Genomic DNA, 19,876 nt, shown 5'->3' with positions numbered 1-19,876 from the left:
AATATTCTCTTAGGTTCTGTATGAAAAGTCGGCTCGTAGACAGTACCGTATGCAAGCTACGCATACCATCGTATAAAAGCTACGGGCCAACTTCTCATATCGCGTCGCAATACGACGGAACTCTTTCAGTCAACTGTAAGAGCGCTCCACGATATTTCGCTGATGGTACATGGGTTTATCGAAACCGCGTGGGAGATCTGGCCGGGGTTTCCGCTTCATCTTTCGTTGAGCGATGACCGGCTTGATTCGTAGACGGTCGTAGTAACGGTGCAACTCGTCACTGTCATAGCCCTTGTCTGCCACGATGTAGCGGCAACGTTTTCGTGGCCGACCAAGACTTCCCGGTAGATGAACCTTTTCCAGGGTGGGCATGAAGTACTGCGTATCCGATTCTTGCCCCGCCGACAGCGTGAAGGCGGTGGGCTAGCCAAGGCGATCACAGATCAAATGGATTTTGGTTGTGATGCCGCCACGACTCCGGCCCAATGCATGATCTAAGGGTACTTTAGCTCCTCCTTTTTACCTCCACCAGCGGAGGCCCGTGTTGCACGAACGGCGGTTGAGTCGATCATCCAGGTCTCGAGATCTATTAGACCATCTTCGCGAAGCCGAAGTTGAAGGCGCGACAAGACTGCCTCAAAGGTACCGTCATCACGCCATTGGCGGAACCTGGCGTAGAGAGTGCTCCAAGGGCCATAACGTTCGGGAAGGTCGCGCCACTTGGCGCCAGAGTATAGAGCCTAAAAGATGCCGTTCAGCATTTGTCTATCGTCTTTCCTGGGCCTGCCTATCGATTGGGCCGATGACACAATGTCTTCGATCAACTGCCATTGGCTATCTGAGATTTCGTAGCGTTCTGTCATACCGCACCTATGCTGGATATGCATGGATCACATTAGCAAAAATGACTTTTCGTACAAAACCTAGCAGCTCGTTCTACCTCCCTTGCTTAAATGAGAATAGTTTTCATCTTCGGAGTTTATGCACATTTATATTAAAGAAAGAATGTCATAAACTCCATGAATGGTATTGATAATTATTCTCGTTAACTTGAATTATCTAAGGAACATGATGACGTGAATGGAAATATCAAAGTATTAAAAAAAAGATTGTAGATATTCAATAAAGACGTTTTTTAACCGCTATGATATATCCACTGGGGGCCTTGCTGTGCTTTGAATTAGAATAAATGGTGCCTCTGCCAAGCTTGAGTGCAACAGAGACGCTATCGACCTGAACATTGGTGACCCTGTCATGGTCAATGCGCCAGAGATATTCAAGTATCCAGTAGCTTTCCGTGTCACGAGCATGGACCTAGGGAGCCTTACCAGCAACAGGATCACGCTCGATGTGGCTCAAGACGTTTTTGGGCTCTCCCTGTCGCTCTACACCCCCCTGGGTGGAACAGAATGGAAGAACGAGACTGTGATGCCCAAGAATGCCCTGAACGTATCTATTTTTGAGGTTCCTTCGAATGCTGGTACTCGCATTGCCATAAGCGCCAACAGCGAACCAGGAGCGTACTTCGGCTACTACATCACCAAAAGGGTAGGTGAAGAGAGCTATGTCCTAGGGAACAGCAGCAGCATCTCATCCTTCAGTGACAACATCGTGCTCGATTCAGATCTGACTGGGTCTAGCGATGAGATCCCAATCAAGGTTGTTTCTGGAGATCCTGACCTGGCCCCAGCAACAATTTCTGAGATCAGGGAGGGGCACAACATAGCCTTGATCTACAACAGCGCCAACGAGCTTCAGGAGTTCATAGCGTTCGAAGAAGTGGCTATGGAGACTGTGGATGGTAGCTACACGCTATCTGGTGTTTGGCGTGGGTTGCTCGACACCACAGCTAAGCCTCACGATAAGGGCTCCAGGGTCATCTTCCTAGAGGCAGAGCTTGGGATGATCAAGGCACCACAGGACCCTACAAAAATGCATTTTAAGCTTCTCCCTGAGTCGGTCACAGAGACCTTGGACTTCGCGGTTGCTGACGAATATGAGTAGACCTACCAAGATAGGTACAGCCTGCATAACGTTCCATCACAGGTGACTGCTAAGCGGGGCAGTGACGGGCTAGTAACAGTGTCATTCAACAGGAGACGCAATGAGTACTCCGCGATCAGGCCTAGCGAGAAATTAGATGCCAAGGCTGAAAATGAGCACGTCCAGGTAACTCTGATCGATGAGGAGGGCACTTACCTTGAAGACCTATCAGTAAAGTCATCCAGTCACACCTTCGCTACAGATACCATAGGGATGAAGGTAAGGGTGATGGTCAGAGGTACTAATGAAACGAGTAGCGCCTATAGCACTGCAAAGTGCAGTGGTCGATCTGGCTGCCTGACCCTCTGATAGCAAAAAGCCCCGTGCAGTTGACGGGGCTTTTCTATGTCTTGGTGCGGGTAGTCGGACTCGAACCGACACGGTCAAGGACCGGAAAATTTTAAGTCTTCTGCGTCTACCAATTCCGCCATACCCGCTAGGTGGCGCACACTTTATCAGAATACCCGATAAGGTCAAGTGGCACGATATTTAATAAAATGGATAAGTATCTGTTGCCAGATCGTCGCTCAACTGTGGCGACGCCTTTTTCGTTTTTGGGGCTATGCGCTGATAAGCTACTGATTCTGAAGAATTTTGTGTGGTGTTTCTGGCGAGGGTGCTTCTGATGATGGGAATTTTTAAGTCTCCGGTGTCTACCGATTCCACCATGGCCGCGCAGACTGGCGCATAACTTATCATATTTCAGATCAAGGTCAACTTTAATGGCGATGACACTCTACTGAATGCGTGATTTAACTGACTGTTATGCAATGAAATTGCGACGGTCTGTGGTTATCGTGAGCGCTGACATTGAGGAGGGAAAGCAGAGCGCTTTTCACCCGGCATGATCGCGGCAAGCGACGCGAAAAGGCGCGCGGTGGAGAGGGGCGGGGCAACAGATAGTCAGTAGCAAGCGCGAAGGCGCACAGGGGAAGTCGCTGACGGGTGCCGGAACACTGTCAGAATCACGGACAGATGAAAACAGAGAAATGATGTGGCAAGGCAATGGCTTGGCAAGGCGTAGATCAGACGATAACCAAGCGAAAAAGCGTCAGGGTTGCAGCAATGTAAATCGAAACAAGTAAGGGAAGTGTGACGACCCGAAGGGGGTGGGTGTCAAATCCATTCCAGAGGGAAACAGGGGATGTTTCGGTATCTGAAATGGAGGCTGGAGTCGGAATCGAACCGGCGTACACGGAGTTGCAGTCCGCTGCATGACCACTCTGCCATCCAGCCTCAATGATCGAGATGTCAGTCGAAACTGATGTCTGATCCGAGGAGTATCCACTGATGCTGCTGCAGATACATGAGTCAGTAAATCAGGTGAATGTTGCGCTACCTGTGTTACTGGAGCGGGAAACGAGATTCGAACTCGCGACCCCAACCTTGGCAAGGTTGTGCTCTACCACTGAGCTATTCCCGCTGAACTCGAGGTCGAATTATACGGATAATTCCCATGCTGTCAAACAGTTAATGAAAAATTGTCTCGCGAGTCAGGTCACTGGAAACGAAAACGCCCACCGGCCACAGGGGCGGTGGGCGTTGAGGCATTCGCAGCGTCTCGTGGCTGAACGGGGTGTCAGACCGAGCGCACCAGTTCCGGCCAGGCGGCACGCAGATAGCTGATCATCGACCACAGCGTCAGCGCTGCCGAGATATACAGCAGGGCCAGGCCGGCATCCCCCCCGACACTGCCCGGAGCGAAGAACAGCAGCATGAACAGGGCCAGCATCTGGGCAGCCGTCTTCAGCTTGCCGACCCAGGACACCGCGACGCTGCCGCGCTTGCCGATCTCGGCCATCCACTCACGCAGCGCCGAGATGACGATCTCGCGACCGATGATGACCAGGCTCGGGATGGTCATCCACAGGCTGTCGTAGCGTTCGATCAGCAGGCCCAGTGCCACCGCGACCATCAGCTTGTCGGCGACGGGGTCCAGGAAGGCGCCGAAGGGCGTGGTCTGATTCCACAGGCGGGCCAGATAGCCATCGAACCAGTCGGTGATGGCGGCCAGTGCGAAGAGCAGCGCCGTCAACGGCAGGCTCCATGCATAAGGCAGATAGAAACATACCACCAGCAGCGGAATGAACAGGATGCGGATCAGAGTCAGGATATTGGGGATGCTCATCGTGACGGCACGAGTCCTTGCATGAAGCGTAGGTGGCTGGGCGCAATCGAGGGCGAGTCGAGACCCTGAAGAAAGCCGATCGATTGGCGCCGCACAAGTCGTCTATTCTAGCCTGCCGGCGGCGCATTCAGCCATGCCAAACGGCAGGTTATTCAAGCCAACGCTCTGTCACTCTTCCTTGAGCGTTGAGTCGATGGTGCCAGAGGCAGCCATGTCGTGCACGGGGGCAGCCATGCAGCGCCTGGTGGATCAGCCATGCAGCGCCTGATGGATCAGCTCGGCGAGCGATTCGCTGATGCCGGGCACGCGCGCCAGTTCCGGCTTGGAGGCCTGTTTCACCCCCTGCAGGCCGCCGAAGAACTTGAGTAGCTCGCGGCGCCGCTTGGGGCCGACTCCCGCGATGCCCTCCAGGCTTGAGGTGCGCCGCGCCTTGTCACGCTTGGCGCGGTGACCGGCGATGGCGAAGCGGTGCGATTCATCGCGCACATGCTGGATCAAGTGCAGCGCCGGTGAGTGGCTGTCGAGGTCCAGGGTGTCGTGCACCGTCTCGATGAACAGCGTCTCGAGCCCTGCCTTGCGCGTGGTGCCCTTGGCTACCCCGAGCAGGATGATATCGGTCACGCCGAGTGACTCGAACACCCCGCGCGCCATGTTGAGCTGCCCCTTGCCGCCATCGACCAGCAGGATGTCCGGGCGCTTGCCTTCGCCTTCCTGCAGGCGCTTGAAGCGCCGCGTCAGTGCCTGTTGCATGGCGGCGTAGTCATCGCCGGCCGTCACGCCTTCGATATTGAAGCGCCGGTAATCCGACTTGATCGGCCCGTCATGATCGAAGACCACGCAGCTGGCCACGGTCGCCTCGCCATGACTGTGGGAAATATCGAAGCATTCCAGGCGCTTGGGTACCTCATCGAGTCCCAGCGCATCGCGCAGCGACAGGAAGCGGTTGGACAGCTGCTGGCGGCTGGCCAGCTGGGTGGCCAGATGTTGCTCGGCGTTGGTCTGCGCCAATGTCAGCCACTGGGCGCGATGGCCGCGCACCTGATGCGCGACCCGTACCCGCCGCTCGGCCTTCTCGCTCAAGGCGCCTTCCAGCAGGTTGGCGTCATCGAGGGCCAGCGAGGTCAGCACCTCATCGGGCATCTCCCTGTCCTGGCCGAGATAGTACTGGCTGACGAAGCTGGTCAGCAGCTCGCTGCTGGTCAGGTCCAGACCATTGCCCGGCGAGAAGTGGCGTGCGCCGAGCATGCGACCCTGACGGACCGAGACCACGCTGATGCAGAGCCCGCCGGGGCGCTCGGCCAGCGCCAGGATGTCGGCGTTGCCGGTGCCGGTGTCGACGTATTGCTTCTCCTGCATGCGGCGCAGCTGGGCGACCTGATCACGCAGGCGGGCCGCTTCCTCGAATTCCAGCCTCATGGCCGCGTCTTCCATCGCCTGGCTGAGCTCGTCGGTGACCTTGTCGCTCTGGCCGTTCAGGCACATCACCGCATGTTCCATGTCGCGGCGATAATCCTGCTTGCTGATGTAGTCGACACACGGCGCGGTGCAGCGGTTGATCTGATATTGCAGGCACGGGCGATCGCGGTGGGCGAACACCGAATCCTCGCAATTGCGCAGGCGGAAGATCTTCTGCATCAGGGTCAGTGATTCGCGTACCGCAACGCTGCTCGGGTAGGGGCCGAAATAGCGTCCGTCATTGCGCTTGTGGCGCACGCGCTTGAACTCCAGCGCCGGATAGTCGTGATGCTGGCTGATGAAGACGTAAGGGTAGGATTTGTCGTCACGCAGCAGGATGTTGTAGGGCGGGCGCAGCTCCTTGATCAGGGTCTGCTCCAGCAGCAGGGCCTCGGTCTCGCTGCGCGTGATGGTGACCTGCACATCGGCGATGCGCCCGACCAGCGCCTGGGTCTTGGCATTCAGGCCGGTATTGCGAAAATAGCTGGAGAGGCGCGCCTTGAGGCGCTTGGCCTTGCCCACGTACAGCACGTCACCGGCGCTATCCAGCATGCGATAGATACCGGGCGCGTCGCTGACATGCTTGAGGAAATGGCGGGCATCGAAGCCAGTCGCCTCGCTGCCCTGCAGCAGATCACTGCTCGCGTCACTGGTGATCAGGCGGCTGGAGACACGCGCGGCGTCGCTGCGTGCGCGGCTGTCAGCCTGCGCGCTCGCTGAGGACGTAGGTTGGGCATCAGGCTGGCTGGCGGTGCCTGCCGGCTCCTCATTCTCGGGCGACTGAGAAGTGGTGTCCGTCATCGTGGGATCAGTGTGCTGCTTGGCCATGAGGTTCCTCGTCCAGAGATGCCTCGAGTCTATCAAACAAGGGCGATTGCTCGCAGGCATGGGGGCAACAGGGCCATGCTGCAATGCCTGCTGTCATGGCCGCGTCTGTGAGGGCGTGCCATTCACGAACATCTCAGACAGAAACGCCTCATGCATGAACGTTCCAGACAGAAACGCCTCATACAACAACGCCACCCGGGGAAGGTGGCGTTGTTGTATGAGGCGTTGTCGGCGCTGCTCGGGAGTGTTACGAGCAGCGCGGGCCTGCAGTGTGTGACGGGCGAGCAAGGTGTGCTTGCTCAGGCCTCGTCAGGACGGTCCAGCACGTAGTCATCCAGCAATTGGTGACGCATGGCCAGATGCGTCATCTCCACGTCGCTGGTCACGCCAAGCTTGTCGAAGATGCGATAGCGGTAGGTGTTGACCGTCTTCGGGCTCAGGTGCAGGCGGTCCGAGATCTCGCTGACGCGATGGCAATTGACGATCATCGTCGCCACCTGCAGTTCTCGGCTCGACAGCTGATCGAAGGGATTGCTGCGCTGGGTGTCCATGCCCGAGAACACCAGGCGCTGGGCGATTTCCGGGGACAGATAGCGCTCGCCAGCGGCCACCTGATGGATGGCGCGAATCATCTCGTCAAAGGGCGTGCCCTTGGAGATGAAGCCGAAGGCTCCCGCTTCCAGCAGGCGTTTGGCGAAGGACTCTTCCAGATAGGCGGTCAGCACGATGACTCTGACGTCGGGCAGGCTGCGCACGATCTTCTGTGTGGCTTCCAGGCCATCGACGCCGGGCATGCGAATGTCCATGAGCACGATATCCGGGCTGTGCTCACGGCAGAGTTTGATCGCGGTTTCGCCATCCGAGGCTTCTGCAATCACCTTGAGCCCATCCTCTAGCTCAATGGTACGGACGATGCTGGTACGCACCAGGTGGTGGTCGTCAGCGACAAGAACCTTGATCAAGGCGGCTCCAGTAAAGATGTCAATAAGCAGTGAAGTGAATGCGGGATCCAATGTACCCATTGGACAAGGGCTTGTCGATGCCCTGTCATCCAGTGCGTCGCGTTCAGGATAACCACTACTGATATAGTGCTAGCGTGATTCCTGCTCCTTGTCGTCGGCCGTGAGTCCGTGAGCGAGCCCCTGCGGGAAACCGTGCTCCGCGATGTGATCCTCAGACTTCGCGCGCTCCACAAAGCGCAGCAAAAATAAGAGGTTGACGACGTATTCGTCGCTCTGTAACATGCGCTCCATCGTGAAGACGGGGCCTTAGCTCAGCTGGGAGAGCGCAACACTGGCAGTGTTGAGGTCAGCGGTTCGATCCCGCTAGGCTCCACCATGATTCACGACAAGCCTGTCCAGATTTCATGTGCCTCTTGCCTGCAAGTGACATGCGAAATGACAGTCTGATTCGGGGCCTTAGCTCAGCTGGGAGAGCGCAACACTGGCAGTGTTGAGGTCAGCGGTTCGATCCCGCTAGGCTCCACCAGAATTATTGAAAAAGCGGTCATCCTTCGGGGTGGCCGCTTTTTTTGTGCCCGGCTTTCAGCTCGTTCCTTTCTGCAGCTCGCCCCTGTCAGCATGCCCCTGTTTGCAGCTCGACCCTGTCTGCTTCACATATATAGCCGGCGGCGCCCGAGTCTGCCAATACTGACAGAAATGGACGATAAATCTCACTCAGACTCGAGATCGGCTGAAATTACCTGCATTCGTTGCCTGATCGTCTCAAGTTGTTGATGAGAGGCAGGCATGGCGCTAGATTGGCGACATGAGCAGACAAGAGATCACACGACTCGTGGCGAGTCTCGCCCACGAGGAAGGCATTCGAGAGACCGCAGTGAAGGGCGTGCAGCTCTTTCGCATGACGGAGCCCGTGCGTTGCGCGCCGGCCATCTATGAACCCGCCGTGGTGGTGATCGTCAGCGGTGCCAAGGAGGCGATACTGGACGGCGAGCGGCATGTCTATGACAGCCGTCAGTATCTGTGCTGTCCCATCTCGATGCCGGTCGAGGCGGGCGCCCCCACGGCCTCGCCAGAGACACCGCTGCTGGGCGTCTACCTCTCGCTGGACACGCGGGTAATGACGGAGCTTGCCATCGAGATGGAAAGCGCCGCGGGCCTCGTGCGCAAGTCGGCCCGCGGCCCGCTGCCGCCCGGGCTTGCCCTGGCGCATTGGGACGCCGCCTTCAGCGATGCCTTGTTGCGGCTGCTGCAGGTGGCGCAGAGCCCCGCCGATGCGGCGATACTGGGAGAAGGGCGGCTGCGGGAGCTTTACTACGCCGTCCTGAAGGGCGAGGCCGGTGAGTCGGCGCGACGTGCCTTCGGTGTGGGCAATGAGATCGCGCGGACAATCGATTACCTGTCCAGCCGACTGGATGAGCCGGTCAGCATTGAAGACATGGCCGGGCGGGTCGGCATGAGTCGCGCCGTCTTCCACCGCAAGTTCAAGCAGGCGACCACGATGTCGCCGATCCAGTTCGTGAAGTCCATGCGCCTCAATACCGCCGCCATGCAGATCGCCAATGGCAAGACCGTCAGCGAGGCGGCCATGGCCGTGGGCTATGTGAGCTCCTCGCAATTCAGTCGCGAATTCAAGCGTCTGTACGGGCAGTCGCCCAAGCAATGGAGTCAGTTCAAATAGCGACACGCCACCAGCGGGGCAAGAAAAAACGGCCATCCGAAAGGAGGCCGTTTTTTCATGGCTGGCGATCATCCTGCGCGCAGGCGCTAGAGCACCGCTTCACTCTCCTCGACACGCTCGAAGAGGATCAGGTGATCGGCCTGGATACGCAGCATGACCTGCTCGCCGGGCTGATAGTCGTGATGGCTGTTGAAGGCCGCCTCGACTTCCCGTCCGGAAGGCAGCGCCAGCCTATAGAGGGTACTGGTACCGGCGAAGGTCGCGCTGAGCACGCGTGCCTTGAGATCGGTGGCTTCCGAATCCCCTTCGGCCAGCACCAGGTCATCCGGGCGCAGCAGCACATCCACCGGCGTGCCGGGCGCATACGGATAGGCACGGTTGCCGCGAATCACGCCCAGCTCCGTGCTCACGCATTCGTTGTCCTTCAGCGTGCCGGGGATGAAATAGCCCTGGCCGATGAAGTTGGCGACGAAGCGCGTGGCGGGTTCGTGATACAGATTGAACGGCGTGTCCCACTGCTGCAGATGACCGCCGTGGATCACGCCGATCTGGTCGGCCATCGCGAAGGCCTCATTCTGATCATGCGTGACCAGCACCGCGCTGATGCCAAGGTGCTTGAGAATCCGCCGCACCTCCTGACTCAGCTGACGACGCAGCTCCACGTCCAGATTCGAGAACGGCTCATCGAGCAGCAGAATGCGCGGCTCCGGCGCCAGCGCGCGGGCCAGGGCCACGCGCTGCTGCTGGCCACCGGACAGCTCATGCGGGAAGCGCTCGCCGAGATGGGCGAGGCCGACCAGCGTCAGCAGCTCCGTCACCTTGTCATTGCGCGCTTCACGGGTCATGCGGCGCACGCCGAAGGCCACGTTGTCCGCCACGCTCAGGTGGGGGAACAGCGCGTAATCCTGAAAGACCATGCCGACATGGCGCTGCTCCGGCGCAGTCAGATGAGTCGCGCTGGACAGCACCTCGCCTTCGAGACGAATCTCGCCCATCGCTACCGGTTCGAAGCCGGCAATCGCGCGCAGCAGCGTGGTCTTGCCGCAGCCGGAGGGGCCGAGCAGGCAGGCAATGTCACCCTTGTTGAGGGAGAAATTGATGTCACGGGTCACGACGGTAGTGTCGTAGCGACATTCCAGCGAATCGATCTGAAGGAGCGGTTGCATGATGGCAGGTCAGTCCGGATGGCGATGAAGGCAGCGGAGCAGGGGAGTGTCCGTCTCGCTTGAGCATACGCGAGCGCCGCCTGCGTGGATGCAGGCGGCGGCAGGGCACCCCTTCGGCTTGCTGGGCGGCGGCTCAGCCTTGAGGCTCAGTCCTGGCGACCCAGCATCAGGAACTCGAGCAGTGCCTTCTGGGCGTGCAGGCGATTGCCCGCTTCCTGCCAGACGACGGCGCGCGGGTCATCCAGCAGGCCCATGCTGATCTCTTCGCCGCGGTGTGCCGGCAGGCAGTGCAGGAAGATGACATCGTCAGCGGCCTTGTCGAGCATGGCTTCATCGACCTGGAAACCGGCGAAGTCGGCTTCACGCTTGAGCTGCTCTTCTTCCTGGCCCATGGAGGCCCAGACATCGGTGGTCACCAGGTCCGCGCCCTGCACGGCTTGCTGCGGGTCGCGATGGATGCTGACGCGCTGGCCAGCCGCCGCGACGATCTCGCTGTCCGGCTCGTAGCCTTCCGGGCAGCAGATGCGCAGATTGAAATCGAATTGACGCGCGGCGTTGATCCAGGAATGGCACATGTTGTTGCCATCGCCGATCCAGACCGCTGTCTTGCCCTTCACGGAGCCACGACATTCGGTCCAGGTCATCACGTCGGCCAGCAGCTGGCACGGATGATAGTCATCGGTCAGCGCATTGATGACCGGCACGCTGGAGGCGTCGGCGAAGGCTTCGATATCGGAGTGGGCGAAGGTGCGGATCATCACGCCATCGACCATCTCGGAGAGCACGCGGGCGGTGTCGCCGATCGGCTCGCCACGGCCCAGCTGGGTGTCGCGCGGCGACAGGAACAGCGCATGGCCACCGAATTGCGCCATGGCCGTCTCGAAGGACACGCGGGTACGCGTGGAGGACTTCTCGAAGATCATCGCCAGGGTGCGGTTGGCGAACGGCGTATAGACCGGACCTTCCTTCTTCAGCCCATCCTTGATGGTGATGGCGCGCTTGATGAGGTAGTCGAGTTCTTCCGGAGAAAGGTCAAGCAGGGTCAGAAAGTGCCGGGTGGCCATCGAGCGGGCTCCTGTCAGGGTCTCGGGCAGCACCATCGAAAAGGGCGCCATGCGTCGGAGGGAAGGAAGTCGCCGACGATCACGGCGCCCGGATGGCGCTGCCTGTCAAAAGAGCCATCCTAGCCAGCTCGGCTCGAGCGTGCAACGCTCGCGCCGTTATCAGGGCGGCCATGACGCGCGCGGCAGGGCCGATGCGCGCTGCTGCAGACAGCAATCCACAACTCGGGCACTATCGGGGGCTGAATTCATGGCTTACCCCCAGTAGAATGAGGGAATGACACTCACGGGCCTTGCGCCCACCGTCCGAGGATTGCACATGAGCACTACCATCGAATCGATCGAAAAGCAGATTGGCGAGAACCCGATCCTCCTGTACATGAAGGGCACTCCGCAGCTGCCGCAGTGTGGTTTCTCTGCGCAGACCGTGCAGGCCGTCATGTCCTGCGGCGAGCGTTTCGCCTTCGTCAACATTCTCGACAACCCGGACATCCGCGCCGAGCTGCCGAAATACGCCAACTGGCCGACCTTCCCGCAGCTGTGGGTCAACGGCGAGCTGGTCGGCGGTTGCGACATCGTGGTCGAGATGTACCAGAGCGGCGAACTGGAGCCGCTGATCAAGCAGGCCGCTCAGGAAGCGTCTGCCGAGTGATCGGCATCTTCTGATAGGAGTCGCTCTGATCAGGCTCGCTCTGAGCCGAGCAGTGCCGAGCAGAAAAACGCCCCCGCAGCCAGGCTGCGGGGGCGTTTTCATGTCTGGCTCTCGGAGAGTCTGTCAGCCGGAGAAGCTGTCAGAAGCTCTGCCAGTCAGGGCGCGGGCGCGTCGAGCGAGGCCGGCACCTCATCATTCATGCCCTGTTCCTTCATCGCCAGGTCCCAGCCGCCCAGGTCCTTGAAGCGGTTGACCATCGCGCAGAACAGCTCCGCGGTGCGTTCGGTGTCATAACGCGCCGAGTGGGCGGAGGCATTGTCGAACTCGATGCCGGCGGCGCGGCAGGCGCGCGCCAGCACTGTCTGGCCATAGACCAGACCCGCAAGCGAAGCGGTATCGAAGCACGAGAACGGGTGGAACGGATTGCGCTTGATACCGCAACGCTCGACCGCCGCGTTCAGGAAGCCCTGATCGAAGGCCGCATTGTGGCCGACCAGCACCGCACGCGTGCAGCCGTGCGCCTTGATGGCCTTGCGCACCGGGCTGAAGATCTCGCCCAGCGCCTGATTCTCGGCCACCGCGACCTGCTTGCGCACCGGGTTGTCGAGATCGATACCGGTGAAATCCAGTGCCGACTGTTCGATGTTGGCGCCCTCGAAGGGGGCCACGTGGAAGGCATAGGTCGCATCCGGCACCATGTTGCCATCGTCGTCCATGGTCAGCGTGACGGCAGCGATCTCGAGCAGTGCATCACCGGCGGCATTGAAACCACCCGTCTCGAGGTCGACCACCACTGGCAGAAAGCCACGGAAGCGCTGTGCCATCTGCGTGCGCTCGCTCGCCTGGGTCATCAAGATCTCCAATCCCGTCATAGCATCTCGTGCTGCGTCGTGCGTATTGCCGACGCTCAAGGTGGCCAATTGTAGCAGGGCGAAAAGGGCGCGTCGCGGCGCTGGCCGCGTGCCGGGGTGTCTCTGGCCCTCCTGGCAGTATCGGTGAGGTGCCAGCCTCGCTATAATCGGCGTCACATCGTGATTCGGGTAGATGAGCGGCTGCGCTTGCGCGGCCTTCGCTCGTCTGGACCGGGCGATCCAACCCCACCTGCGGCCACGGCGTTCATCAGTGGTACGCGGGAACTACAAGCATCAACTCAGGAGTCAAGCATGTCCGACGTGCAAAAGGTCGTTCTCGCCTACTCCGGCGGCCTGGACACTTCAGTCATCGTCAAGTGGCTGCAGGAAACCTACAACTGTGAAGTCGTGACTTTCACAGCTGACCTCGGTCAGGGCGAGGAAGTCGAGCCGGCGCGTGCCAAGGCAGAAGCCCTCGGCGTGAAGGAGATCTACATCGAAGACCTGCGCGAGACCTTCGTCCGCGACTACGTCTTCCCGATGTTCCGTGCCAACGCCATCTATGAAGGCGAGTACCTGCTGGGCACCTCCATCGCACGTCCGCTGATCGCGCGTCGTCTGGTCGAGATCGCCAACGAGACCGGCGCCGACGCCATCTCCCACGGCGCGACCGGCAAGGGCAACGACCAGGTGCGTTTCGAGCTGGGCGCCTACGCGCTGAAGCCGGGCATCCAGGTCATCGCGCCGTGGCGTGAGTGGGACCTGAACTCCCGCGAGAAGTTGATGGAATACTGCGAGCAGCACGGTATCGAAGTCGACTACGCCAAGAACAAGAAGAAGTCTCCGTACTCCATGGACGCGAACCTTCTGCACATCTCCTATGAAGGTGGCGTGCTGGAAGACCCGTGGACCGAGTGCGAAGAAGAGATGTGGCGCTGGAGCGTCAGCCCGGAGCAGGCGCCGAATGACGCGACCTACATCGATCTGACCTACACCAAGGGCGACATCACTGCCATCGACGGCAAGGAAATGGCCGCTCACGAAGTGCTCGAGTACCTGAACAAGGTCGGCGGCGCCAACGGCATCGGCCGTCTCGACATCGTCGAGAACCGTTACGTCGGCATGAAGTCGCGTGGCTGCTACGAAACACCGGGCGGCACCATCATGATGCGTGCTCACCGTGCCATCGAATCCATCACTCTGGACCGCGAAGCGGCCCACCTGAAGGACGAGATGATGCCCAAGTACGCCGAGCTGGTGTACAACGGCTACTGGTGGAGCCCGGAGCGTCGCATGCTGCAGGCGGCCATCGATGAGTCCCAGAAGGTCGTCAACGGCGTCGTGCGTCTCAAGCTCTACAAGGGCAACGTGATCGTCGTCGGCCGTCAGTCCGAAGACTCGCTGTTCGATGCGTCCATCGCGACCTTCGAAGACGATGCGGGCGCCTACGACCAGAAAGATGCTGCCGGCTTCATCAAGCTGAACTCCCTGCGCCTGCGTATCGCGGCCAGCAAGGGACGTGGCATCGAGTAATCTCTGATCCGATAGCCTGATCTCGGAACACCATGACGCCGGCCCCTGCTGCAGCCATTCGCTGCCATAGGGGTCGGCGTCGTGCTATCCGGCTGTCGGTGCCACATTATCCGGCTGTCGTATCGCGCTTTAGACGGCCAGAGTCAATCGCGCTGTCGGCTACCAGAGCCGGGCGCGCTTTCGTCTGATGAGGTGCTGCTCATCCAGGGCACGCATGGCGCTCAGGGGCTTTTTTGAGCGCTTTTCTCCCCCGTGAGTGCATGCGATGCTGACAGAAGCCCCTTTTCATTGTCATTTCTGCACGTAGATCGCCGGCGTCTGTCATGGCGGCCGGCCAAGGAAGATGTCTCATGCTGGGTATGCTGAAGAAACTGTTTGCCGCAGGCGAGCCTGCGCCGGTCAAGGAACCGGAAGCCACCGAATACAAGGGCTATCTGATCGTGGCGATGCCGCAGAAGCACGATGGTCAATACCGGGTGTCGGGCGTGATCCGCAAGCCGGTGGAAGGCGGCGAGATGCTGGAGCACCGTTTCGAGCGCTCCGACACCGTGCCGGGCGAAGAGGGCGCCGTGGAGCTGACCCTGCTCAAGGCGAAGCGCACCATCGATGACCTGGGTGACAGCATCTTCGAACGCTGATCCCCCCGAAGCTGACCGCTGCGCACTTGCCCCCACCCTCAGGAGCACGCCCATGATCACGGTTCACCATCTGGAAAACTCGCGCTCGCAGCGCATCCTGTGGCTGCTGGAAGAGTTGAATCTTGAATACCGTCTGCAGACCTATGCCCGCGACAGCAACAGCATGCGCGCGCCCAAGGCGCTGAAGGAGATTCACCCGCTGGGCAAGGCGCCGATCATCACCGACACCACGCTGGCGGGAGAGAATGCCGAGCCGGTGGTGGTCGCCGAGTCCGGTGCGATCATCGAATACCTGATCGATCTGTACGCCGGCCAGGGCAGCGGCAGCACTGCCCATCTGCGCCCGCCCGCCGGCAGCCAGGCCGAGCGTGACTACCGCTTCTGGCTGCACTTCGCCGAAGGCTCCGCGATGCTGCCGCTGATGCTCAGACTGGTGTTCTCGCGTCTCGACAAGCCGCCGGTGCCGTGGCTGGTGCGCCCGATCGCGCGCAAACTGGCCAAGGGGGTGAATGACAGCTTCATCAGCCCGGAGATCAAGGCGCATCTCGCCTACATGGATACCTGTCTCGAGCATCGCCAGTGGCTTGCCGGCGACTCGCTGACCGGTGCCGATATCCAGATGAGCTTCCCGATCCAGGCGCTCGATGCGCGCCAGGGGCTCAAGAATCACCCGAATATCCAGGAATGGCTGGCCCGCATCCGTCAGCGCGAAGCCTTTCAGCGTGCCGTGGCCAAGGGTGGCGAGCTGGCGCTCTGACGCGCTGATGCTTTTGCGCTCTGACGCGCTGATGCTTTTGCGCTCTGAGGTGCTGATGCGCTGATGCTCGGGCGCGCTGCGCAAATATCATATGGCTTGCGCATTTTTGCGCTATTGATGTGATTGAGACTTTCGTCGGGATTCTTTCGGCATTCGGGCTGTCACATCTGGACGTTATATCGATAGGTTCTGTTTTAGGTATCTAAGTTACAGTTAGTGCTTATTGACCTCAGTCGGGTGACAACCGCCCAGTCACCAGGCTGGGCAGCGAAGCGCCAAGGACGCCAGGCGGAAAAACACCGCAAGCCAGAGTGTCAAGACTGAACGTAAATACTGAACGTCAAGACAGAGCGGCATGGCATAACAACAAGACAGAACACAAGACCGTGAGCGATGCATCGGCAAGCGAGCAGGGAGTCCGCCGTGGTGCCGATGGATAAACAGGATGCAGGACAAGGAGTCGACCGGGGGCCTGGCATGGCACGCAAGAGTCTGCGTGAACAATCACTGGAACAAGCACTCCAGCAGATGGAACGCGACAAGGCTCGCCTTGAACGCCGACTAGCGGGGCTGGAAGAGAAACTGTCGACGACGCTCGACGGTACCGGCCTGCGCCTCTGGCAACTCGAAGTGCCCAGCGGCAAGCTCACCATCTTCAACTATCGCTGGGGGCGCATGCTGGGCTATCAGCCCGGCGAGCTGAACGCCCATTTCGATGTCTGGCGTGAGCACCTGCACCCGGAAGACCGCGACGAAGTGCTCGCCAACCTCAATGATCACCTTGAGGGGCGCACCGAGGTCTATCAGGTCGTGCATCGCATGCTGGCCCGCGACGGCAGCATCACCTGGGTCGCCGATCGCGGGCGGGTGGTCGAGCGCGATGAGCACGGCAATGCCCTGCGCCTGCTGGGCACGCATACCGACATCAGTCATGAGAAGGACTACGAATCGCGCCTCAATGCGCTGGCCAGCACCGATGCCCTGACGGGTCTTGCCAATCGCCAGGCCATCAACAGCTGGCATCAGCGACCGCTGGCCGACGACAGTGCCTTGATCTTCATCGACCTCGACGGCTTCAAGCAGGTCAATGACCAGTTCGGCCATCGTGCCGGCGACGAAGTGCTGGTGCTGGTCGCGCATGGTCTGAACGATGAGCTGCATCGGCTGGGCATCCACCATCATCTCTCGGCGCGTTTCGGCGGCGATGAATTCCTCTTTCAGCTGCCCCGCATGTCACTGCCGCGTGTCGAACATATTGCCCGTCGCTGGCTGGAGCGCTTCGCGCATCCCCTCGAGATCAGCGGTGGCCTCGGCCGCATCGGCCTGAGCATCGGCATCTGCTTCGGGCGCGATGCCGACAATCGCTTCGGGCTGGCGCTGGAACGGGCCGATCAGGCGATGTACCGGGTCAAGCACCACGGCAAGCACGGCTTCAGGGTGCACACGCCGGTGGAGTACTCTTCCTGCGAATACCAGGCCGGCGATTTCCAGGCCTCGAACCTGGAAGCCCCCGCCAGTCGCCTGCCTTCCTGGCTGCACCCACAGCCCGCGCCGACATCAAAGCCCGAGCCGACATCAAGGCCCGCGCCGCTATCGCAGCAGGCGCCAGCGCCCAGGCCAGCCTCCCAGTCGCCGCCGAGGCAGCAGGCAGCTTCTGCCGGTACCGGGTCTGCCGGTACTGAGTCTGCCGGTACTGAGTCTGCCGGTACCAAGCCTGCCGATACCGAGCGTGGCGATAGCGTGTCTGCTGATTCCGAGTCTGCCGAGGCCAGGGCCAAGGAGGAAAGGTGACTCGCATGACAAACGAGCCCGCTTCCCGCTGGCTCCCGACATTCCAAGCCCCCCGCACGCGCAGGCGTCGGGGGGCTTTTGTCTTTCAGGCCACCCGACTGATGGGCGTGGCACAACGCTGCAGCGCGAATGCCATCACTTTCTGATATGACTATTGCATCCGGCAAAGTCGCGAACGACGCTGGGGGAACGGCAAGGTAGGATGAGTCGAGGCCCCCGAGCGTCAGGGAAGTGTCGTGGCACAAGACAGGCATGAACGGCGGCCTCAAGTGCCGCCTTTATCAGCAGGGCGAGTGTCCTCAAGGAGAGAAGGATGAGTAGCAGCGAGTCTGGCCGACAGTTCATCAATCAGCCACGCCAGGTCGTCGGCGAGGCGCTGGAAGGCTGCGCACGACTGCGCCACCCGGATGGCAGTGGCGTGCGGCTGTCAGACCCCGCCAGTGGCATGCGCCTGGTGGTACGCGATGACTGGGCGCGTGATCAGGTCGCGCTGATATCCGGTGGCGGCTCGGGGCATGAACCCGCGCACGCAGGCTTCGTCGGCGCGGGCATGCTGACGGCCGCCGTGTGTGGTGAGCTGTTCGCCTCGCCGACGGTGGACGCCGTGCTGGCGGCGATCCGCGAAGTGACTGGTGAGGCCGGGGCCTTGCTGATCGTCAAGAACTACACCGGGGATCGCCTCAACTTCGGGCTGGCCGCCGAGCGGGCGCGTCAGGAAGGCTTCAAGGTCGAGATGGTCATCGTCGCCGATGATGTGGCGCTGCCCGACAACCCGCAGCCGCGCGGGCTGGCCGGCACGCTGCTGGTGCACAAGGTCACCGGTGCGCTGGCGGCCCGCGGGGCGGGCCTCAAGGAAATCACCGCCGTCGCACGGCGCGTCGCCGACAGCTGTTCGACCCTGGGCGTGGCCTTCAATGTCGGCCGCCATCCCGGCAAGCCGCGTGAGCAACGCGCACCGGAACTGGGGCTGGGCATTCACGGCGAGCCGGGCGCCATGGCGCTCGAGCTTGGCAGCGACTCGGACACCCACGGCGTGCATGCGGTCATGGACACCGTGGTCACGGCGCTGGTGCAGGGTCATTCGCGCAAGGATGTCGGCGGCGACCTGCCGGCCAGTGGCCATCTGCTGCTGATCAATGATCTGGGCGGTTGCTCGGCGCTGGAGCGCAGCCTGCTGCTGGAAGAAGCGCTGACCCATCCGTCGCTGCAGGCGCTGGGCATTCATGCCGTGGTCGGCCCGCAACCGCTGATGACCTCGCTGGACATGCACGGTTTCTCGCTGACGCTGCTGCCGCTGGATAGCCTGCTGGAAGAGGCGCTGAGCGCCAGCTGCGCGCCGGTCGCCTGGCCGGGCGTGCAGCCGGTGACGCCACTGGCGCACTTCTCGCCGAGTCAGGACGCCGTCAGAACGGCCAGTGATGAGGCCTCGGATGCCAGACGTGCCCAGGCCAAGGCCGACTGCCAGGAGCGTGCCGCCCGTGGCGTGAAATCGCGTGCCGGCCTGCCGGGCGATCCGCAGGTCGAGCAACGCCTGCGCGCGGCACTGGAAATCCTGCTTGCCAGCGAGGCGGACCTTGACCGCCTCGATGCCATCAGCGGTGACGGCGATACCGGCAGCACCTTCGCCAACGGTGCGCGCGCGGTGATCGAGGCGCTGGAAGACTGCGAGCTGGCGTGTGGCGATTCCGGTGAGCTGATGACCACCATCGGCAAGCAGCTTGCCCATGGCATGGGCGGCTCCAGTGGTGTGCTGCTCTCGACGCTGTTCACCGCCGCCGCCACCCGCTGGAAGGAGCAGTCGGACGCGCATGGCCAGGCGCCGCTGGGCCAGCGCTGGCACGACGCCCTGAGTCACGGCGTCGCCCGCATGCAGCACTACGGTGGCGCCTCACGCGGCGATCGCAGCCTGCTGGATGCACTGCTGCCGGCATTGGAGGCACTGCAAGCGTCGGTGCAGTCTGAAAAGCAGGTATCGGTGCAGGGTTATCAGTCAGCCTCGCCGGCCGAGAGCAGGCAGGAGATACGCGCCGGGCGGGTCGACTGGGCCGCGATGGCGCGCGCCGCCCGTCAGGGCGCGGATGCCACCGCCGAGATGACCAAGGCGCGGGCCGGGCGCTCCGCCTACGTGCCCTCCGCCCATCTGGTCGGCAACAGCGACCCGGGTGCGGAAGCTGTGGCGCGTGTCTTCGAAGCGCTGGCCGATGCTGCCGAGGAAGCGGCGGGCTGATGTGATTGACCGGCTGAGCTGGTTGACCCGAATGACTGGTGTCTGAGCGCTCAAGCCCACAAAGCACAAAGCTCATAAAGCCAAAGCCCCATAAAGCAAAAGGCCC

The 19,876-nt window shown here is 60.9% G+C and carries 15 protein-coding genes, 5 tRNA genes and 1 pseudogene; 10 read left to right on the top strand and 11 right to left on the bottom strand.

The window, feature by feature from the left end; all coding sequences use genetic code 11:
* Positions 1-9: 9 nt before the first annotated feature.
* Positions 10-863, bottom strand: a pseudogene (locus tag CLAM6_RS13020) (IS5 family transposase).
* A 391-nt stretch (positions 864-1,254) separates the two neighbouring features.
* On the opposite strand from CLAM6_RS13020, the gene CLAM6_RS13015 reads away from it, so the two are divergent.
* Positions 1,255-2,004: a GTA baseplate fiber-binding domain-containing protein gene (locus CLAM6_RS13015; RefSeq protein WP_153636325.1), complete on the top strand. Its 750-nt coding sequence runs from the start codon at positions 1,255-1,257 to the stop codon at positions 2,002-2,004.
* A 390-nt stretch (positions 2,005-2,394) separates the two neighbouring features.
* Here CLAM6_RS13015 and CLAM6_RS13010 read toward each other — a convergent pair.
* The 7 genes from CLAM6_RS13010 to CLAM6_RS12980 form a co-directional block, all read right to left on the bottom strand.
* Positions 2,395-2,480, bottom strand: a tRNA-Leu gene (locus CLAM6_RS13010).
* 725 nt (positions 2,481-3,205) lie between these two features.
* A tRNA-Cys gene (locus CLAM6_RS13005) sits at positions 3,206-3,279 on the bottom strand.
* Between the two features lie 112 nt (positions 3,280-3,391).
* Positions 3,392-3,466, bottom strand: a tRNA-Gly gene (locus CLAM6_RS13000).
* Positions 3,467-3,622: 156 nt separating this feature from the next.
* Positions 3,623-4,171, bottom strand: a complete 549-nt coding sequence (gene pgsA, locus CLAM6_RS12995) for a CDP-diacylglycerol--glycerol-3-phosphate 3-phosphatidyltransferase (RefSeq protein ID WP_043331361.1) — start codon at positions 4,169-4,171, stop codon at positions 3,623-3,625.
* A gap of 249 nt (positions 4,172-4,420) precedes the next feature.
* Positions 4,421-6,454: an excinuclease ABC subunit UvrC gene (uvrC, locus tag CLAM6_RS12990; protein WP_277876241.1), complete on the bottom strand. Its 2,034-nt coding sequence runs from the start codon at positions 6,452-6,454 to the stop codon at positions 4,421-4,423.
* Positions 6,455-6,753: 299 nt separating this feature from the next.
* A complete protein-coding gene (gene uvrY, locus CLAM6_RS12985; protein ID WP_043331360.1) occupies positions 6,754-7,416 on the bottom strand; it encodes a UvrY/SirA/GacA family response regulator transcription factor in 663 nt (220 codons plus the stop codon).
* 129 nt (positions 7,417-7,545) lie between these two features.
* Positions 7,546-7,698: a hypothetical protein gene (locus tag CLAM6_RS12980; protein ID WP_153636324.1), complete on the bottom strand. Its 153-nt coding sequence runs from the start codon at positions 7,696-7,698 to the stop codon at positions 7,546-7,548.
* 18 nt (positions 7,699-7,716) lie between these two features.
* On the opposite strand from CLAM6_RS12980, the gene CLAM6_RS12975 reads away from it, so the two are divergent.
* The 3 genes from CLAM6_RS12975 (at position 7,717) to CLAM6_RS12965 (ending at position 9,094) form a co-directional block, all read left to right on the top strand.
* A tRNA-Ala gene (locus CLAM6_RS12975) sits at positions 7,717-7,792 on the top strand.
* Between the two features lie 74 nt (positions 7,793-7,866).
* Positions 7,867-7,942 (top strand) — tRNA-Ala (locus CLAM6_RS12970).
* Positions 7,943-8,221: 279 nt separating this feature from the next.
* Positions 8,222-9,094, top strand: a complete 873-nt coding sequence (locus CLAM6_RS12965; RefSeq protein WP_153636323.1) for an AraC family transcriptional regulator — start codon at positions 8,222-8,224, stop codon at positions 9,092-9,094.
* Between the two features lie 86 nt (positions 9,095-9,180).
* Here CLAM6_RS12965 and CLAM6_RS12960 read toward each other — a convergent pair whose 3' ends face one another.
* A complete protein-coding gene (locus tag CLAM6_RS12960) occupies positions 9,181-10,260 on the bottom strand; it encodes an ABC transporter ATP-binding protein (protein WP_054555527.1) in 1,080 nt (359 codons plus the stop codon).
* 146 nt (positions 10,261-10,406) lie between these two features.
* Positions 10,407-11,324, bottom strand: coding sequence for an ornithine carbamoyltransferase (argF, locus tag CLAM6_RS12955; RefSeq protein WP_153636322.1), 918 nt, complete (start codon positions 11,322-11,324; stop codon positions 10,407-10,409).
* A gap of 316 nt (positions 11,325-11,640) precedes the next feature.
* Here argF and grxD point away from each other — a divergent pair, with 316 nt between their 5' ends.
* Positions 11,641-11,973 carry a Grx4 family monothiol glutaredoxin gene (grxD, locus tag CLAM6_RS12950; protein WP_043331357.1) on the top strand — a complete coding sequence of 111 codons (333 nt, stop codon included), beginning with the start codon at positions 11,641-11,643 and terminating at the stop codon, positions 11,971-11,973.
* 155 nt (positions 11,974-12,128) lie between these two features.
* Here grxD and rnt read toward each other — a convergent pair whose 3' ends face one another.
* Entirely contained in the window at positions 12,129-12,824 is a 696-nt protein-coding gene (rnt, locus tag CLAM6_RS12945) for a ribonuclease T (protein ID WP_054555724.1), read from the bottom strand.
* 267 nt (positions 12,825-13,091) lie between these two features.
* On the opposite strand from rnt, the gene CLAM6_RS12940 reads away from it, so the two are divergent.
* The 5 genes from CLAM6_RS12940 to CLAM6_RS12920 all read left to right on the top strand — a co-directional run bounded on the left by CLAM6_RS12940 (position 13,092) and on the right by CLAM6_RS12920 (position 19,770).
* Complete coding sequence (locus tag CLAM6_RS12940; protein WP_225348161.1) at positions 13,092-14,357, top strand: argininosuccinate synthase; 1,266 nt, start codon at positions 13,092-13,094, stop codon at positions 14,355-14,357.
* A gap of 350 nt (positions 14,358-14,707) precedes the next feature.
* Positions 14,708-14,995, top strand: coding sequence for an HlyU family transcriptional regulator (locus tag CLAM6_RS12935; RefSeq protein ID WP_306424366.1), 288 nt, complete (start codon positions 14,708-14,710; stop codon positions 14,993-14,995).
* 52 nt (positions 14,996-15,047) lie between these two features.
* Positions 15,048-15,752: a glutathione S-transferase gene (locus CLAM6_RS12930; protein ID WP_153636321.1), complete on the top strand. Its 705-nt coding sequence runs from the start codon at positions 15,048-15,050 to the stop codon at positions 15,750-15,752.
* Positions 15,753-16,229: 477 nt separating this feature from the next.
* Entirely contained in the window at positions 16,230-17,543 is a 1,314-nt protein-coding gene (locus tag CLAM6_RS12925) for a diguanylate cyclase domain-containing protein (protein ID WP_197738685.1), read from the top strand.
* Positions 17,544-17,856: 313 nt separating this feature from the next.
* The gene (locus CLAM6_RS12920; protein WP_153636320.1) at positions 17,857-19,770 is read left to right on the top strand and encodes a dihydroxyacetone kinase subunit DhaK; all 1,914 of its coding nucleotides are present in this window, start codon (positions 17,857-17,859) and stop codon (positions 19,768-19,770) included.
* The last annotated feature ends 106 nt before the right edge of the window (positions 19,771-19,876 follow it).

Origin of the sequence: Cobetia sp. AM6, from assembly GCF_009617955.1 — a bacterium.
GTDB classification, from domain to species: Bacteria; Pseudomonadota; Gammaproteobacteria; order Pseudomonadales; family Halomonadaceae; genus Cobetia; species Cobetia amphilecti.
Note: the sequence above shows the minus strand (reverse complement) of the source record. Positions and strands in the feature narration are given on the sequence as shown.

What these genes read in the sequence shown, in the direction of transcription:
- CLAM6_RS13015 (WP_153636325.1), top strand. Translation starts at nt 1,255, where the DNA reads ATGGTCAATGCGCCAGAGATATTCAAGTATCCAGTAGCTTTCCGTGTC.
- pgsA (WP_043331361.1), bottom strand. Translation starts at nt 4,171, where the DNA reads ATGAGCATCCCCAATATCCTGACTCTGATCCGCATCCTGTTCATTCCG.
- uvrC (WP_277876241.1), bottom strand. Translation starts at nt 6,454, where the DNA reads ATGGCCAAGCAGCACACTGATCCCACGATGACGGACACCACTTCTCAG.
- CLAM6_RS12980 (WP_153636324.1), bottom strand. Translation starts at nt 7,698, where the DNA reads ATGTTACAGAGCGACGAATACGTCGTCAACCTCTTATTTTTGCTGCGC.
- CLAM6_RS12965 (WP_153636323.1), top strand. Translation starts at nt 8,222, where the DNA reads ATGAGCAGACAAGAGATCACACGACTCGTGGCGAGTCTCGCCCACGAG.
- CLAM6_RS12960 (WP_054555527.1), bottom strand. Translation starts at nt 10,260, where the DNA reads ATGCAACCGCTCCTTCAGATCGATTCGCTGGAATGTCGCTACGACACT.
- argF (WP_153636322.1), bottom strand. Translation starts at nt 11,324, where the DNA reads ATGGCCACCCGGCACTTTCTGACCCTGCTTGACCTTTCTCCGGAAGAA.
- grxD (WP_043331357.1), top strand. Translation starts at nt 11,641, where the DNA reads ATGAGCACTACCATCGAATCGATCGAAAAGCAGATTGGCGAGAACCCG.
- rnt (WP_054555724.1), bottom strand. Translation starts at nt 12,824, where the DNA reads ATGACCCAGGCGAGCGAGCGCACGCAGATGGCACAGCGCTTCCGTGGC.
- CLAM6_RS12935 (WP_306424366.1), top strand. Translation starts at nt 14,708, where the DNA reads ATGCTGGGTATGCTGAAGAAACTGTTTGCCGCAGGCGAGCCTGCGCCG.
- CLAM6_RS12930 (WP_153636321.1), top strand. Translation starts at nt 15,048, where the DNA reads ATGATCACGGTTCACCATCTGGAAAACTCGCGCTCGCAGCGCATCCTG.
- CLAM6_RS12925 (WP_197738685.1), top strand. Translation starts at nt 16,230, where the DNA reads ATGGCACGCAAGAGTCTGCGTGAACAATCACTGGAACAAGCACTCCAG.
- CLAM6_RS12920 (WP_153636320.1), top strand. Translation starts at nt 17,857, where the DNA reads ATGAGTAGCAGCGAGTCTGGCCGACAGTTCATCAATCAGCCACGCCAG.